General features: G+C 74.4%; 11 protein-coding genes. 5 read left to right on the top strand and 6 right to left on the bottom strand.

Features of this window, described 5'->3' with window-relative positions:
- The first annotated feature begins 93 nt into the window (after window positions 1-93).
- Both CLV35_RS18205 and CLV35_RS18200 read left to right on the top strand, forming a co-directional pair.
- On the top strand, window positions 94-891 hold the full coding sequence (locus tag CLV35_RS18205) for a CDP-alcohol phosphatidyltransferase family protein (RefSeq protein WP_231122031.1): 798 nt from the start codon (window positions 94-96) through the stop codon (window positions 889-891).
- 2 nt (window positions 892-893) lie between these two features.
- Window positions 894-1,781, top strand: a complete 888-nt coding sequence (locus CLV35_RS18200) for a hypothetical protein (protein ID WP_121194926.1) — start codon at window positions 894-896, stop codon at window positions 1,779-1,781.
- Window positions 1,782-1,806: 25 nt separating this feature from the next.
- Here CLV35_RS18200 and CLV35_RS18195 read toward each other — a convergent pair whose 3' ends face one another.
- The 3 genes from CLV35_RS18195 to CLV35_RS18185 all read right to left on the bottom strand — a co-directional run bounded on the left by CLV35_RS18195 (window position 1,807) and on the right by CLV35_RS18185 (window position 7,463).
- On the bottom strand, window positions 1,807-4,755 hold the full coding sequence (locus tag CLV35_RS18195) for a S8 family serine peptidase (RefSeq protein WP_121194925.1): 2,949 nt from the start codon (window positions 4,753-4,755) through the stop codon (window positions 1,807-1,809).
- A 151-nt stretch (window positions 4,756-4,906) separates the two neighbouring features.
- Window positions 4,907-6,217 carry a citrate synthase gene (locus tag CLV35_RS18190; RefSeq protein WP_121194924.1) on the bottom strand — a complete coding sequence of 437 codons (1,311 nt, stop codon included), beginning with the start codon at window positions 6,215-6,217 and terminating at the stop codon, window positions 4,907-4,909.
- Window positions 6,168-7,463: an MFS transporter gene (locus CLV35_RS18185; RefSeq protein ID WP_121194923.1), complete on the bottom strand. Its 1,296-nt coding sequence runs from the start codon at window positions 7,461-7,463 to the stop codon at window positions 6,168-6,170. The genes CLV35_RS18190 and CLV35_RS18185 overlap by 50 nt, the downstream gene beginning before the upstream one ends.
- A 99-nt stretch (window positions 7,464-7,562) precedes the next feature.
- On the opposite strand from CLV35_RS18185, the gene CLV35_RS18180 reads away from it, so the two are divergent.
- Window positions 7,563-8,270 (top strand): ArsR/SmtB family transcription factor, encoded by a 708-nt coding sequence (locus CLV35_RS18180; RefSeq protein ID WP_121194922.1) that lies wholly within the window; start codon window positions 7,563-7,565, stop codon window positions 8,268-8,270.
- Between the two features lie 11 nt (window positions 8,271-8,281).
- Here the strand turns inward: CLV35_RS18180 and pdxH are convergent, their stop codons facing one another.
- Window positions 8,282-8,902, bottom strand: a complete 621-nt coding sequence (gene pdxH / locus CLV35_RS18175) for a pyridoxamine 5'-phosphate oxidase (RefSeq protein WP_121195014.1) — start codon at window positions 8,900-8,902, stop codon at window positions 8,282-8,284.
- A gap of 112 nt (window positions 8,903-9,014) precedes the next feature.
- Here pdxH and CLV35_RS18170 point away from each other — a divergent pair, with 112 nt between their 5' ends.
- A complete protein-coding gene (locus CLV35_RS18170; RefSeq protein ID WP_121194921.1) occupies window positions 9,015-10,088 on the top strand; it encodes a citrate synthase 2 in 1,074 nt (357 codons plus the stop codon).
- On the opposite strand, the gene CLV35_RS18165 is transcribed toward CLV35_RS18170, so the two are convergent.
- Window positions 10,085-14,308, bottom strand: a complete 4,224-nt coding sequence (locus CLV35_RS18165; protein WP_231122029.1) for a GH92 family glycosyl hydrolase — start codon at window positions 14,306-14,308, stop codon at window positions 10,085-10,087. The two genes, CLV35_RS18170 and CLV35_RS18165, sit on opposite strands and share 4 nt — an antisense overlap.
- A 104-nt stretch (window positions 14,309-14,412) precedes the next feature.
- Here CLV35_RS18165 and CLV35_RS18160 point away from each other — a divergent pair, with 104 nt between their 5' ends.
- The gene (locus CLV35_RS18160; protein ID WP_121194920.1) at window positions 14,413-14,787 is read left to right on the top strand and encodes a YchJ family protein; all 375 of its coding nucleotides are present in this window, start codon (window positions 14,413-14,415) and stop codon (window positions 14,785-14,787) included.
- 13 nt (window positions 14,788-14,800) lie between these two features.
- Here CLV35_RS18160 and CLV35_RS18155 read toward each other — a convergent pair whose 3' ends face one another.
- A complete protein-coding gene (locus tag CLV35_RS18155; RefSeq protein WP_121194919.1) occupies window positions 14,801-15,565 on the bottom strand; it encodes a maleylpyruvate isomerase family mycothiol-dependent enzyme in 765 nt (254 codons plus the stop codon).
- Between the last annotated feature and the right edge of the window lie 52 nt (window positions 15,566-15,617).

Genomic DNA, 15,617 nt, shown 5'->3' with positions numbered 1-15,617 from the left:
CCGCGGGCGTCGGGGATCAGTCCCCCCGGCACATGGTCGTTGACGACCGCCCGCGGGTTCTTCCATCCCCGGCGTAGGATCGCCCGACAGACGGTGGCGCCGAGCGGCAGCCGAACCACGGCGCAGGAGTCGGACATCGAGACGCAGAAGACGACGCCCCGCACGTCGTACTCCGTCCGCGAGCGGCTCGCGGCCTGGGCGGTGCACGCGTTCACCGCCAGCGGTGCGGCCGTCGGCCTGCTGATGGTCCTCGCCGCGATCGACGGCCACGTCGTGCGCGCCCTCTGGCTCGCCCTGCTCGCCCTGGTCATCGACGGCACCGACGGCACCCTCGCCCGCGCGGTCCGCGTCAAGGAGGTCGTGCCGGAGTTCGACGGCGCGCGGCTCGACGACATCGTCGACTACCTCACCTACGCGTTCGCGCCGATCGTCCTGCTCTGGACGGCGGGCTACCTGCCCTCGGGCGCCTGGGGAGCGGTCGTGGCTGCAGTGCCGCTGCTGGCCTCCTGCTACCAGTTCTGCCGGGCCGACGCGAAGACCGACGACCACCTGTTCACCGGCTTCCCGAGCTACTGGAACATCGTGGCGTTCTACGCGGTGGTCCTCGGCCTGGGCTCGACCACGGTGACCGTGGTCCTGCTGGTGTGCGCCGTGCTGGTCTTCGTGCCGATCGGCTACGTCTACCCCTCGCGCACGGTCGTCCTGCAGGTGCCGACACTGGTCGTGACTGCGGTGTGGCTGGTGACCTACGCGGTGCTGCTCTGGCAGATGCCCGACCCCAACGCCGTCGTCGAGGCGGTCTCGCTGGCCTACCTCGTCTACTACGTCGGCATCAGCCTCTACCTCACCAGCCTGCGGCGCAGCCAGCCCGCGGGCGCGGTCGCCGCCTAGCCGTGCTGCTCGGCCTGCTCGCGGCGGTGGCGGCGGCCGTCGCGTTCGGCGTCGCCGCGCTGCTGCAGGCGCTCTCGGTGCGCACGGAGGCCGCCACCTCGGTCGTCGACCCGCGGCTGCTGCTGCGCCTGCTGCGCCACCCCGCCTTCGCCGGAGCCCTCGCCCTCAACCTGGTCGGGTTCGGCCTGCACTTCTCCGCGCTGCGCACGCTGCCGCTGTTCCTGGCCCAGACGATCATCGGCTCGAGCGTCGCGGTGACCGCGCTGCTGGCGGCCCGTGTGCTCGGCACGGCCCTGACGTTCGCCGACCGGGTCGCGGTGGTCGCCGTCGTGACGGGCCTCGCGCTCATCGGCGGGGCGGCGGGCGACTCGGGCGAGGTGTCGAGCACCGTCGGCCAGCGCGCCTGGCTGCTCGCGGTGACCGCCGGCATCGTGCTGGCGGGCGCGGCGGCGGGCCGCGCCCCGGGTCGCGCCGAGCCGCTGCTGCTCGGCTTCGTCGCCGGCTGCGGCTTCGCCGTCGTGGCGATCTCGGCGCGGCTGCTGCCGAGCTTCGCGCCGTCGGTCGTCGTGCGCGACCCGGCTGCCTACGCCCTGCTGCTCGCCGGGGCCACCGCCTTCCTGCTCTACTCGGCCGCGCTCCAGCGCGGCTCGGCCGTCACCGGCACCGCCGCGATGGTGCTGAGCCAGACCGCGGGCCCGGCGCTGGTCGGCGTGCTCGCGCTGGGCGACGAGGTACGCAGCGGCTGGGCCCCCGTCGCCGTCCTCGGCATCGCGCTGGCCGGCCTCGGCGCGGTGGCGCTCGCCCGCTTCGACCCGCAGGCCCTCGCCGGGCAGCAGCCCGCGCCCGGGCCCGAGCCCGAGCTCCGGACCCCTGGAGCACCTCGGGCGTGACGGTCTCCAGGCCTCGCTGGAGCGGTCAGACCTGGACGCCGTCGCAGCCGTTGCCGCAGCCGCCCTGCGACCACAGCGACTGGTCCAGGCCACCGACGACGGCGTCGGCGACCTTGCGCGGCGTCCGCGCCGGAGCGCTGCCCGTCCCGCCGCCAGGTGCGGGCACCGGGGCTGCCGCGGCGGGAGCCGGAGCCGGCGCCGCAGGAGCCGGAGCCGCTGCGGGCGCCGGGCCCGCTGCTGCGGGAGCCGGGGCAGCCGCTGCTGGAGCCGGGGCCGCCGCTGCTGGAGCCGGGGCTCTGACCGGCGCAGGAGCCGCAGCTGGAACCGGTCCGGGAGCGGCCACCGGCGCTGGGGCGCGGAAGACCGGGGCCGGGCCGCTGCTGGTCGGGTCGACGTAGCGGAAGCCGGCGACCAGCCGGGCCGAGCTCGCCGTGCCGGCGACGGTCACGTCGTAGGTGCCGGCCACCAGAGCAGGCGCCCGCACCACGATGGTCGTCGGGCTCGCCGAGACGACCGACGCAGGGGCGTTGCCTCCGAGCAGGACCGCCGGGTCGCTCGGGAACTCGCTGCCGGACAGCGTCAGGAAGCTCCCCGCCTGGCTCACGAGCAGCGAGGACGGCGACACCGACGTCAGGACGGGCGTGCGTACGGGGCGGCTGCCGGATGAGCCGGCCGGCGGCGCCGCCGGGGCCACCGGCGCGCCACCGCCACCGCCCGGGGCGCCACCGCTCGGGACGGCACCGCCAGCGGCGGCACCTCCAGCGCTTCCGCCGGCTCCCGCGGCGCTGCCACTCCCCGCGGCGTTGCCGGTCCCCCCGGCGCTGCCGGTCCCCCCGGCGCTGACGGTCCCCCCTGCGCTGCCCGGCTCCGCCGCGCCCGAACCGGCCGAGCCGACTGCTCCGCCCGGACCGGCACTGCCGACTGAACCGGCCGCCCCGACCGTGCCGCCCGAACCGACCGTGCCGCCCGAACCGGCACTGCCGCCCGACCCGGCGGCGCCGCCCGAGCCCGCAGCGCCGCCCGAGCCCGCAGCGCCGACCGACCCGCTCGCTCCCCCACCCGCTCCCGCGCCACCCGCTGCCGCTGCGGCCGTGCGGCCGAGGACCAGGGGCGCTGCGTAGGGCCGGGTCAACGGCGTACCTGCCTGCGTCAGCTGGGCCAGCACCGCGTACTCGCCGTCGGGCAGGGTGACGGACGTGAAGAGGGTGCTGGCGCCCCGGTAGGCCAGGGGGAAGGTGACGCTGCCGTCCTCGCCCGTCGTGCCCGTGACGCCCCCGACGGTGACGTCAGCGTCGGCGAGCGCCCACACCTGGCCCGACTCGCGGGTGACGAGCGTCAGCCGGACGCCGTCGGCGCCGGGCGCCGCACCGGAAACGAGGATGCGCGGGTGGGCGGTGCCCGACGGCTGGGCGCCGGCACCGCTGAAGACGTAGCGGACGCCGCCCGACGACGCACTCGCGAGGAACGAGAGGTCGAGCCGCCCACCCGACACCGACCTGCCGGCGAAGGCCGGCAGCTTCATGGAGTGGTCGAGCAGGGCCGCCTTCACCTCCGCGGGCGCAGCCGACGGATGCACGCTCTTGTAGAGCGCGACCGCGGCCGAGACGAGCGGTGCCGACAGCGACGTGCCGGACACCAGCTGGTAGCCGCCGCCGCTCCACGGCCCGTAGATCTTCTCGCCGGGCGCGAAGAGGTCCACGTTGGTCGCGCCGTAGCCGGAGAAGCTCGACACGGTGTCGATCGCGGTGCTCGACCCGACCGAGATGATGTTGTCTTCAGGCAGGGAGGCGGGGAAGAACCCGCTGCTGTCGCGGTTGCCCCCGTCGTTGCCCGCTGCTGCCACGAACAGCACCCCGCGCGACTGCGCATAGCGGATGGCGTCCTCCAGCAGTGCGCAGTAGCCACCGCCGAAGGAGCCGTTGATGACGGTGGCACCGTGGTCCACGGCATACCTCACCGCGAGCGCTGCGAGTTCGGGGTAGGCCGCGACGGAGCTGCCGATGACCAGCGGCATGACCTTGGCTCCCGGCGCGAGGCCGGTCGAGCCCTCGGAGTTGTTGATGCGCCCGGCGACGGCTCCGGAGGTGGTGGTCCCGTGACCGCCGTCGCCGTTGAGCAGGTCGGCGTTGTTGCGGTAGAAGTTCCAGCCGTGGCAGTCGCCGGCCTTGCCGTCGCCGTCCTGGTCGCCGGCGCCGCACGCCTCGGCCGGGTTGTCCCAGAGCGCGCCCTGCAGGTCGGGGTGGCTCGCGTCGAAGCCGTTGTCGAGCACCGCGACGACCGTCCCTTGCCCCAGCGTCGCGTCCCAGGCCGACAGCGCGTCGACGTCAGCACCGCGTACGGCGGGCTGGCCGGGTGCGCTGCCAGTGTTGCGCAGGTGCCAGGAGCTGGAGAAGCCCGGGTCGTCGGGGTCGGCGAACGCGAAGCGCCCCGACTGCGGGGCGCGCACGCCGTGCACCCCCGGCAGCCCGGTCACCGCGTCCTCGGACAGCCGGGTGGCGACCAGCGCCGACCGCGCGTCGAGCCGCTGCACCGAGTCGACCCCGCGGACCGCCTCGAGGGTCTCGACCGGAGCGTCGCCGGAGGTGCGGCGTGGCGGGCGCGACGGCCCGGCGGGCGCGGGCGTGACGACCGCCGAGGCCGAGCCGCGGGCGTAGACGAGGGCTCCGGCGGGCGTGCGGTGCAGCGTCCCGCCGGCCCCGACCTGAGCGACGGCGCGGGCGTAGGCGGCCGCGTCGAGGTGCCCGGCTCCGCGCGCCGGCGCGAGCGGCGCGGAGGACCCCGCAGCGCCGCCCGGTCCGGACAGGGTGACGACGAAGCGGTGCAGCCCGTCGCCGACGTCGGCGCCCTGCCACGCGTTGACGGACGGCGGCCTGGCAGCCGTCGCGTGCAGCCAGCCCGCGCCGCCGCCGGCGACCAGGACCGCCGCACCGGCCAGCAGTGATGCCTTGCGACTGACGAGCAGGTTCAGCACCACGTCGAGGACCGCCCCGGACCAGGCGTGCCACGGGCGGCACGGCTACTGGTCCATGCATCGGCGGCGCCGGGCCGCAGGTGCAGGGCCGATCGGGCGGGGACCTCCGGCCCGTCATGGACAGGGACCGGGACCGGGACCGGGACCGTCCTGGCTACCGCTGGTCGAGCGGCACCACGTCGCGCTCGGCCGGCCCGGTGTAGAGCTGGCGCGGGCGACCGATCTTGGTCTTGGGGTCCTCGATCATCTCGTGCCACTGCGCGATCCAGCCGGGCAGCCGGCCGATGGCGAACAGCACCGTGAACATCCGGGTCGGGAAGCCCATCGCGCGGTAGAGCAGGCCGGTGTAGAAGTCGACGTTCGGGTAGAGCTTGCGCGAGACGAAGTAGTCGTCGGAGAGCGCGACCCCCTCGAGCTCCATCGCGATGTCGAGCAGGTCGTCGCGCTTGCCCAGCGCGGAGAGCACCTCGTCGGCCGTCTTCTTGATGATCGCCGCGCGCGGGTCGTAGTTCTTGTAAACCCGGTGGCCGAAGCCCATGAGCCGGACGCCGTCCTCCTTGTCCTTGACCCGGCGCACGAAGTCGGAGACGTCGCCGCCCTGGGCGCGGATCGACTCGAGCATCTCGAGGACCGCCTGGTTGGCGCCGCCGTGCAGCGGGCCGTGGAGGGCATGGATGCCCGAGGAGACGGAGGCGAACAGGTTGGCCTGGGCCGAGCCGACGAGCCGGACGGTGGAGGTCGAGCAGTTCTGCTCGTGGTCGGCGTGCAGCGTGAAGAGCAGGTCGAGCGCCCGCACGACCACCGGGTCGGGGACGTAGTCCTCGGAGGGGACGCCGAAGGTCATGCGCAGGAAGTTCTCGACGTAGCCGAGGGAGTTGTCCGGGTAGAGGAACGGCTGCCCGACCGACTTCTTGTAGGCGTAGGCGGCGATCGTCGGGACCTTCGCCAGCATGCGCACCGTCGAGAGCGACACCTGCGTCTCGTCGAACGGGTTGAGCGAGTCCTGGTAGAAGGTGGAGAGGGCCGAGACCGCCGAGGAGAGCACCGGCATCGGGTGCGCGTTGCGCGGGAACCCGTCGAAGAACCGCTTGAGGTCCTCGTCGAGCAGCGTGTGGCGCCGGATGCGCTGGTCGAAGGTCTCGAGCTGGGTCTTGTCGGGCAGCTCGCCGTAGATCAGCAGGTGGCTCACCTCGAGGAAGGAGGCCTGCTCGGCGAGCCGGTCGATCGGGTAGCCGCGGTAGCGCAGGATGCCCGCGTCGCCGTCGATGTAGGTGATGGCCGAGGTGGTGTTGGCGGTGTTGGCGAAGCCGGTGTCGTAGGTGACCAGGCCGGCCTTCGAGAGCAGCGGCGAGATGTCGACGCCGGGCGCGCCCTCGGTCGTGGGCAGCACCGCGAGCTCGAGGTCCTCGGCGCCCTCACGGCGCAGGACGACCGACTTCGGCGCCTGCGCGCTCGTCTCCGACATGCGTAGTCCCTCTCTCCGGCGTGCTCTCCGGGCACCCTACTTGGCGCAGCGGACGCTGACCGACGCCCCTGTTGCGCTGCGCCCACCGTGCGGTGACGGGTACCCCGGCGCCGGCCGCGGCGAACACCGCTCCCACCGCGAGCCACCCGCCGGCGCCCGCCCCGCCGACCGCGAGGGCGAAGAGCCCGGGCCCGAGGACCTGCACCGTCGCGGTCGCCGACTCCGCGGCACCCTGGTAGGCGCCCTTGGCCTCCTCGCGCATGAGGGAGGTCGTGAGCGTCCAGGAGGCCGCGACGTAGCCGAGCTCGCCGGCGAGGTGCAGCACGCCGGCCAGCAGCACCGCCGCGGCGGCGAGCGGCCCCCTGCCCCCCGAGGTCGTCGCGAGCACGAGGCACGAGAGCGCGAGCACGAACCCCGCACCGGCGGCCGTGCGCGCCGCGGCGCGCGGGGTACGCACCAGCCGGCCCGCGGGCACCTGCAGCGCGGCGATGCCGACCGAGCTGACCACCACGACGGCGCCGGAGAGCGCGAGCGGCAGCCGCGTCGAGCCCGAGACCCACAGCGGCAGGCCGGTCGAGAGCATGGCCCAGCACAGCGACAGCACCGCCGTCACCGCGCACACCGCGCAGAAGGGCAGGTCGCGCAGCACCGCGTACGCACCGAGCGCGCTCCCCGGGCGCGACGCGGCCGCACCCGCGGGCAGCCGCGCGCTGAAGGCGGCCAGCACGAGGAACGTCGCGGTGTTCAGCAGCACGGTGGCGGTGTAGAGGCCGGCCCGGTCGAGGGTGAGGACGGCCGAGCCGATGGCGGCTCCCACCGCGTACCCCACGTGCTGGGCGACGCGGGCGCGGGCCAGGACCGCGACCCGGGCCTCGCCGCCGGGCACCACACCGGCGACCAGTGCGACGCGGATCGCGCTGATGCCGTTCTTCAGCGACACGAAGACCACGGTGGTCGCTCCGAACGCCCAGACGCCCGCGGGCAGCAGGTAGGCGGCCATGGCGGCGGCGCGGACGAGCGTCAGCCCGACCAGCACGCCGCGCGGGCTGCGCGAGTCGGCCAGGCCGCCCAGCGGGATGGCCGTCAGCATGCCGACCAGACCGGCGAGGGTCATGGCGACGCCGACCGCCGAGGCCGAGAAGTGCCGCTCGTGCACGAAGAAGACGACCGACACGGTGAACCACAGCCCGTCACCCACCGCTGAGACCGCGCTGCCCCACAGCAACGGCTTGAGCCGCGGATCCATCGCCGCCACCTTTCACGGAGTCGTGAACGGTGACGGTAGACGTGCACAGGCGTGCTCCGCAACCACCTTTCACGGGGGCGTGAAGGGTAGAGTCGGACCATGTCCTGGGTCGACGCCGCCGACCCCGTGCTCGCGCAGGTCACGGGGCTCTCCGCCGAGCTCGCCGACCCGGTGCGGCTCACCGCCCTGCAGCTGCTCTCGGCCGAGGGGCCGCACACCTCCACCCAGCTCGCCGGCGCCATGGGCATCACGCCCGCCCGGCTCGGCAACCACCTGGCCCGGCTGCGCGCGGCCGGGCTGGTGGCGGTCGAGCACAGCGGCCGGCACGCGGTCTACCGCGTCGCCGCCCCCGAGCTCGCCGACGTGCTGACAGCGCTCGCCCGCTTCGCCCACGCCCGCGCGGTGCCGGTGACGCGGGAGAGCCCGACGCAGGCCGACGTCGCCCACACCTGCTACGACCACGTGGCCGGCCGGCTCGGCGTTGCCGTCTACACGACCCTGGTCGGGCGCGAGGCGCTGGTGCCGCCCGACGGCAGCACCGACGAGCTGCGCCCGGGACCCGGCCTCGACGCGTTCGCGGCGCTGGGCGTCGACATCGACGCCGTCGACCCGCGACGCAAGCTCGCCACCGCGTGCCTCGACCGCAGCCACCGGCTGCCGCACCTCGGCGGCGCGCTGGGCGCCGCGGTCCTCGAGTCCTTCACGCGCCGACGACTGGTACGCCGTGGCGCGGGCGAGCGCGGGCTGCTCCTCACCGCCCGCGGCAGGCGCGAGCTGCCCCAGCTGCTCGACGGCTTCCGGGCCTGAGGGGCGCAGCCTCAGGGCTCGAGCCGCTCCACCCGCCACCCGCCGTCGCTCCCGCGCCGGTAGCGCAGGCGGTCGTGCAGCCGGCTCGGCCGGCCCTGCCAGAACTCGACGGTGTCGGGGACGACGCGCCACCCGCCCCAGTGCTCCGGCACCGGGACCTCGTCGGGCCACCGGGCGGCCAGCTCGGCGTAGCGCTGCTCGAGCGTCGCGCGCGAGTCGACGACCTGCGACTGGTGGCTCGCCCACGCGCCGACCTGCGAGCCGTGCGGGCGGGAGGCGAAGTACGCGGCCACCTCCTCGCGCGCGACCAGCTCGGCGCGGCCGACGACCACCACCTGGCGCTCGAGCGCGAGCCACGGGAAGACCAGGGAGGCGTAGGGGTTCGCGGCCAGCTCGCGGCCCTTGCGGGAGAGCAGGTTGGTGTAGAGCGCGAACCCGAGCTCGTCGACGTGCTTGAGCAGGACCGTCCGCGCGCTCGGGCGGCCCTGCGCGTCGGCGGTCGCCAGCGTCATCGCGTTGGGCTCGGTCACCCCGGCGGCGACGGCGTCGGCGAGCCAGCGCGCGAACTGCTCCGCCGGCGTGGCCGCCAGGTCGGCTGCGTCGAGCGCCGCGCGCTCGTAGGAACGGCGCATCGACGCCGGGTCGAGGCTCACGAGTGAACGATCTCACGCCGCCCGCGTACACGTCCCGGTCGCGGACCGGGGACGATGGGCGCAGGAGTGCGACCAAGGCAGAGGAGCCAGCATGTCGGAGTTCAAGCCCGGGCTCGAGGGCGTCGTCGCGTTCGAGACCGAGATCGCCGAGCCGGACCGCGAGGGCGGCGCCCTGCGCTACCGCGGCGTCGACATCGAGGACCTGGTCGGCAAGGTGCCCTTCGAGCGGGTGTGGGGCCTGCTCGTCGACGGCGGCTTCGAGCCCGGTCTGCCGCACGCCGACGGCGGCGAGCTGCCGGTGCGCACGGGTGACGTGCGCGTAGACGTGCAGGCATCGCTGGCGGCGCTCGGTGCGCGGTGGTCGCTGCGCCCGCTGCTCGACACCGCTCCCGAGACCGCCCGCGACGAGCTGGCCCGGCTCTCCGCCTCGGCGCTCGACTTCATCGCGCAGTCCGCGCGCGGCGAGCGCACCCCGGTCGCCACCGCCGAGGTGGACGCGGCACCCACGGCCGTGGCCCGCTTCCTCACCCGCTGGCGGGGCGAGGTCGACCCCCGGCACGCGACCGCGCTCGACGCCTACTGGGTCTCGGCGGCCGAGCACGGCATGAACGCCTCGACCTTCACCGCCCGCGTCATCGCCTCGACCGGCGCCGACACCGCCGCCGCGCTCTCCGGCGCGGTCGGCGCGATGTCGGGCCCGCTCCACGGCGGGGCGCCCTCGCGGGTGCTGCACATGGTCGAGGAGGTCGAGAAGTCCGGCGACGCGCTCGGCTACGTCAAGGGCGTGCTCGAGCGCGGCGAGCGGCTGATGGGCTTCGGCCACCGCGTCTACCGCGCCGAGGACCCCCGCGCCCGCACGCTGCGCCGCGTCGCGCACGAGGTGGGCGCCCCGCGCGCCGAGGTGGCCGCCGCGCTCGAGACGGCCGCGCTCGAGGAGCTGCACGCCCGTCGCCCCGACCGGGTGCTCGCCACCAACGTGGAGTTCTGGGCCGCGGTGGTCCTCGACTTCGCCGAGGTGCCCGCCACCATGTTCACGCCGATGTTCACCGCGGCGCGCACGGCCGGCTGGTCGGCCCACGTCCTCGAGGAGAAGCGCACGGGCCGGCTCATCCGCCCGGCCGCCCGCTACATCGGTCCGGGACCTCGCCCGCTCAGCGCCGTCTAGCTGCCGTAGGCCACGGAGAACACCGCGATCCTCGGCTCGTCCGGCAGCGTCACGCTGACGAGTCGCGTACCTGCTGACAGCGTCGTCGGCGGCGTCGCGAACAGCCAGATGCTCACGTCGTCGTGGCCGCCCCCGGTGCTGGCGCGGTAGGGCAGCTGCACGATGCCGGCGTCCCCGAACCGGGGCTGTGCGCCCGCGTCACCGCCGAGCGCCCAGTCGCCGAACTCCAGCGGCACCGTCTGCGTGCTGCCGTCGGCGTAGGTGAGCGTCGCCGTCGCCTGCGCGTCGCCGTGGTGCGCCGAGCCGACGAAGGAGAGCCTCCGTGTGCCGGCCGGCAGCGTCGAGAGGTCGATCGTCTGGCCGCGTGCGGCGAGGTGGTCCGGGGTCCCGGCGGGCACGGCCGGCAGGGTGTAGGTGAGGCCCGTCCCCGGCACCGTCAGCGGCTTGCCCTGCACGATGCCGCGGTCGGCCAGCGCCGAGCGCGAGTAGAACCAGCCGTCGCCGTCGAAGTCGGCATTGCCCTGGTCCTCGTCGCCGATGCCCGTCCCGGTGAACGAGTCGGACAGGTCGCCGAGCACCGGCGGCGGCGCGAGCAGCGCATCCACCATCGGCAGCAGCTGCGACTTCGCAGCTGCGCTGACCTTCGAGGCCGGGGCCGACGCGATGGACGTGCGCAGCCCCCTCAGGTCGCCACGGGCCAGCGTCGCCTGCAGGTCCCGGGCCGTGCTCGTCGCGATGTCGCCGCTGGCGGTGAGAGCGTCGATCCGGGCCCGCAGGGCTGGGGTCCCGGCCGGCGCCGAGAGCCACTGCTCGAGCAGCGTACGCAGCGCCGCCTTCGCATCGCCGCTGACCTTGCTCGTCGTCGCCGTGTCCACAGCAGCGGCGATGCTCTGCAGCGCGGTCAGGAGGCCGGTGACGTCGCTGTCCTTCTCGGCGCGGGCCGCCTGGCCCAGTGGTCCGGCGAGGTCTCGCTGCACGCTGCGGGCCACACCACCGGATGCCACGAGTGCGTCGACGCGCTCGCGGAGTGAAGCGACGGCAGGGACTCCTCCAGCGACCTCAGTCGCCACCCCGAGCACCACGAAGTTCGGGTTCTTCGGCAGCGTGATGCTGTGGACGACCTTGCTCGCGTCCAGCGCGTGCGGCGCGGTCGCGAAGACGTAGGTGGACAGTGTCTGACGGGTCTGCGTGTTGCTCTGCACCTGCACCCGGTAGTCTCCGCGACCCACCACGATGTTGCCGTAGCGCACGCCAGACTCCGGCCCACCACCGAGGGCCCAGTCGTTGAAGGTCAGGCGCAGCTTCTGGCTCGAGCCGTCGGTGTAGGTGACGGTCACTGTGCCCCCTTGGTCACCGTTGGCCCCACTGCCGACCAGTGAGAGCGACTCGAGCTTCTGCAGCGGCAGCTGGATGGTCTGGCCGTCGGCGCCCACCGCATCGGGCAGTCCAGCCGGCACCTCGGGCAGGGTGAAGGTCAGGCCGGTGCCGGGCACGGACATCGCCTTTCCCCGAGCCAGCCCGTGGGCGGCCAGCGACTGCCGGGAGAAGGCCCAGTCCTCGTCGTCGAAGCCGCCCTTGTTCTGCCCGTCGTCGATGGTCGCGACGCGGTCGTAGGAGGCGAGCAGCCCGTCCGCTGGGGCGACGAGGGCGCGGAACGTACGCGTCGACTCCGTCCCGAACGAGACAGTCACGTCGCGGTAGCCCGTCGAGGTCCCCGACGGCGACGAGACGTGGAGCGCCAGCGAGCCCGAGCCGTCGGCACCCGAGACAGGGACGGTCCCCGACGACGGCGTGACGGTCACGCCCGGCTCCGCGTGCACGGTGAACGGCATCCCCGTCGCGCCGCCCTCCAGCCGGCGCACGTCGAGGCGCGCCGCTCCAGCCGCACCGCCGGGGGCGACCGAGAGGTGCTCGGGCTGGGCGATGGTCTGGAACGCGTTCTCGTGCTCGCGCCACGACGGGGGCGCGTCCGAGCCTGCTGTCCCCCACGTCGTGCTCGGGCTGGTGCCCAGCGAGAAGTCGACGGTGCCGCCGCTGGTGGCCAGGCTCTCGGGCAGGTAGGTGTGGCTGGTCGCCGCACCGTCGACCGTGAGGCCGGTGACGTAGCGGGCGTCCCCGGCGCCCGGTGCGGTCATCGTGATGCGCTTGCCCCCGGCCAGCGTGATCGTGGCGGAGGGGAACAGCGGGGTGTTGACGGCGAGGTACGCCGTGCCCGAGGTCACGGGATACATCCCGAGCGCGCTCCAGACGTACCACGACGACTGCGCACCCAGGTCGTCGTTGCCGGGCTCACCGTCGGGGACGGCGCCGAACAGCGTGTCCTGGATGGTGCGGACCACGTCCTGGGTCCGGCTCGGCCGGCCGAGGTAGTCGTAGACCCAGGGGGTCACGAAGTTGACCTCGTTGCCGGCCCACATGAAGGGGACGTTCGGGCCGGAGTTGAGGCCGCCGGCGAAGAACGCGTCCGCGATGGACGCCGCCTTCTCACGGCCGCCCATGAGCGAGACCAGGCCGGCCATGTCCTGGGGGACGAAGAAGCGGTACTGCTCGGCGTTGCCCTCCTCGAACCCGTCCTGCCCGAACTGGCCGTCGCCCGGCGGCACGAAGCCGGGTCCGGCCGGGAACTCGCCCTTTGCGTCGCGCGGGCGGAGGTAGTCGGTGGTCGGGTCGTAGACGTTGCGCCAGTTCTGCGCCGTGGCAGCGAACTTCGCCGCGACATCGGCGCGACCGGCAGAGGCAGCGAGCCGTGAGACCGCGAAGTCGTCCACCGCGTACTCCAGCGTCTCCGACGCGCCCTTCCACACGTGGCCGCGCTCGGCCCGCTCGTTGGGCACGTATCCGAGGTTGGCGTAGTCGTCGGTGCCGACGCGGTCGACGTACCCCCAGCTCACCGACTCGCTGCTGCTGGCCGACTTCACCATCGCGTCGACGGCTGCGTCGACGTCCAAGTCACGTGCCCCGAAGGCGTGCAGGTTGGCGATGAGAGGCGCAGCGCTGTCACCGTTCATCACGGCGGTGTAGCCGTTGTAGACCGGCCAGCGCGGCAGGTAGCCGCCCTGCTGCGCGTCGTTGACCAGCGACTGTGCCATGTCGCTCGCGATGTCGGGCACCAGCATCCCCTGCAGCGGCGCGAGGGAGCGGTAGGTGTCCCACGCCGAGAAGTTCGCGTACTGCGTGTGCCCCGGCGCGACGGAGTGCACCTCGTCGTCGAAGCCGACGTAGCGGCCGTCGACGTCGTTGAACGTGTTGGGGTGCAGGAGGGAGTGGTAGAGCATGGTGTAGAAGGTGCGGCGCCGCTCCTCAGTGCCGCCCCCGACGGTGATGCGGGAGAGCACGTCGCGCCAGCGGGCGCGGGTGTCGGCCCGCACCGCGTCGAAGTCCCAGCCGGGGACCTCGGCCCCCGCGTTGGCGCGCGCCCCGTCGGTGCTGACGAAGGAGGCGGCGACCTTGGCCTCGACGGTGCGGTCTGCCGTGGTGTCGAAGGTGACGTAGGCGCCGGGAGCATCCCCGCCCCAGGAGCCGTGAGCGGTGAAGGGCCGGTCGAAGGTCATCGACCAGTGGATCGTGTAGGTGTTGCCCGCGCCGCAGAACCCGCCGGAGGTCTCGGATCCCTCCAGGGTGCGGTCGTCGACCACGCGTACGTCGCCGCCGTGCTGGGCACCGAAGGTGTCCGCGCCCTTGACGAGGAACTGCGCCTGGGTGCTCGGCGGGAACGTGAAGCGGCCCAGGCCCGTGCGCGTCGTCGCCGTCAGCTCCGCGCGCACGCCGGAGTCCTGCAGCGTCACCGCGTAGTAGCCGGGGGACGCCTGCTCCTCGTCGTGGCTGTAGCGCGAGCTCGTCGACTCGGGGTCGCTGCCCACCGCGCCGACCGTCGGCAGGATGCGCACGTCGCCGAACTGGCTGCAGCCGACCGAGGCGTGCGTGAGGCTGAAGCCCCGGATCCGGTCGTTCGCGTACTGGTAGCCGCTGTAGGAGTCCTCGGTGTCCGGGCTCCACTGCAGCATGCCGAAGGGCGCCGCCGGGCCGGGGAAGGCGTTGATCTCGCCGACGGTCGAGCCGCCGCTGCCCGTGCCGACGAACGGGTCGACGTAGGCGGTCGGGTCCGTCACCGGCGCCGGCGGATCTGTGGTCGCGGCCTGCGCCGGCGCGGCCGGCACGAGGAGCGGGAGGGCGACAAGACCGGCGAGCACGGCCCGGCGGGCGGCGCGGGGCAGCAGCATGAGGCGTCCTTCGTGCGTCGTTGCACTGGCACGGAGCGAGGGGCACGGCTCCGGGGAAGGGCCCATCCTGTCGCGTGGCACGGCCCGGATGTCAAGGTGGCCCGATGAACCCCGAACGCTGCCCCTGCGGCTCCGGCGACACCTACGACGCGTGCTGCGGCCGCCTCCACCGCGGCGAGGCTGCAGCAGCCACGCCGGAGCAGCTCATGCGCGCACGGTTCAGCGGGTTCGCGGTCGGCGAGGTCGACTTCCTGCTTCGCAGCTGGCATCCCGACACCCGGCCGGCCACGCTGGAGCTCGACCGCGAGCAGCAGTGGACCCGCCTGGAGGTGCTCTCGAGCAGCGGCGGGCTCTTCGACCCGCGCGGCGAGGTCGACTTCAGGGCGCACTACCGGCGGGGCGACGAGCGCGGCGTCCTCGAGGAGCACAGCCGCTTCGTCCGCGAGGACGGCACCTGGCTCTACCTCGACGGGTTCTGAGCCGCCCGACGGGTCACTGCGTCGAGGCGGCCAGGACCCGCTGGAGCGCCGACACGTGGGCCGGGTCGCCGTCGAAGGCCAGCTCGCCCTCGCCGTCGCGGCCCCAGAGCCAGAGCAGCAGCGCGGCGGGCGGCCCCTCGACGCTCGCCGCGGTGGGCGGCGCGAGCGGCGAGGACGTACGCGTCACCTCCGCCCGCACGCCCGTGACCTCGACGACCCACGCGTCCTCGCCACTGCTGACCGTGGCGGAGACCTCGAGGTCGTCGGGGACGCCCTGCGCCGGCCCGTCGAGCGGCAGCGAGAGCGGGACGAAGACGGTGAGCACCTCGTCCACGCCGTCCGCGGCGAGGTCAGGGGCGACGACCGGGGCGATGCCCGCCGCCTGCTCGAGGTCGACGCGGTGGACCAGCGTCTCCTGCGCCATGCGGCGCTGCCAGAAGGCCAGCCGGCCCGAGGTCGGCGCCCACGTCCAGCACTCCCGGTGGGGGTCGGCGTCGACGGTCTCGAGGATGCACGCGCTGGCCCGGTCGAAGAGGTCGAGGACCTCCTCCCCCGGCTGGGGCGCGGCCACCGGGTCGCCCGGCGGCACCCGGTGGCCGAGGCGCACGGCGGCCGCCTGGCGCAGGTAGACCTCCGCGACGTGGCGCACCACGTCGGCCGCGCTCCAGCCGGGGCACCCGGGCACGGGGTCGTCGCCGAGGCCCGGTGCCAGCTGCGCGATGCGGGCGATGTCGGAACGCAGCGACTTCAGGTGGCGTGCCGGCTCGATCGTCTCCATGGGACGGGAGCGTGCCACCCGCGAGCGGGTGCTGTCCCGTCGGTTTCGGGGC

The organism is Motilibacter peucedani, assembly GCF_003634695.1.
In the GTDB taxonomy this organism is placed as follows: domain Bacteria; phylum Actinomycetota; class Actinomycetes; order Motilibacterales; family Motilibacteraceae; genus Motilibacter; species Motilibacter peucedani.
Note: the sequence above shows the minus strand (reverse complement) of the source record. Positions and strands in the feature narration are given on the sequence as shown.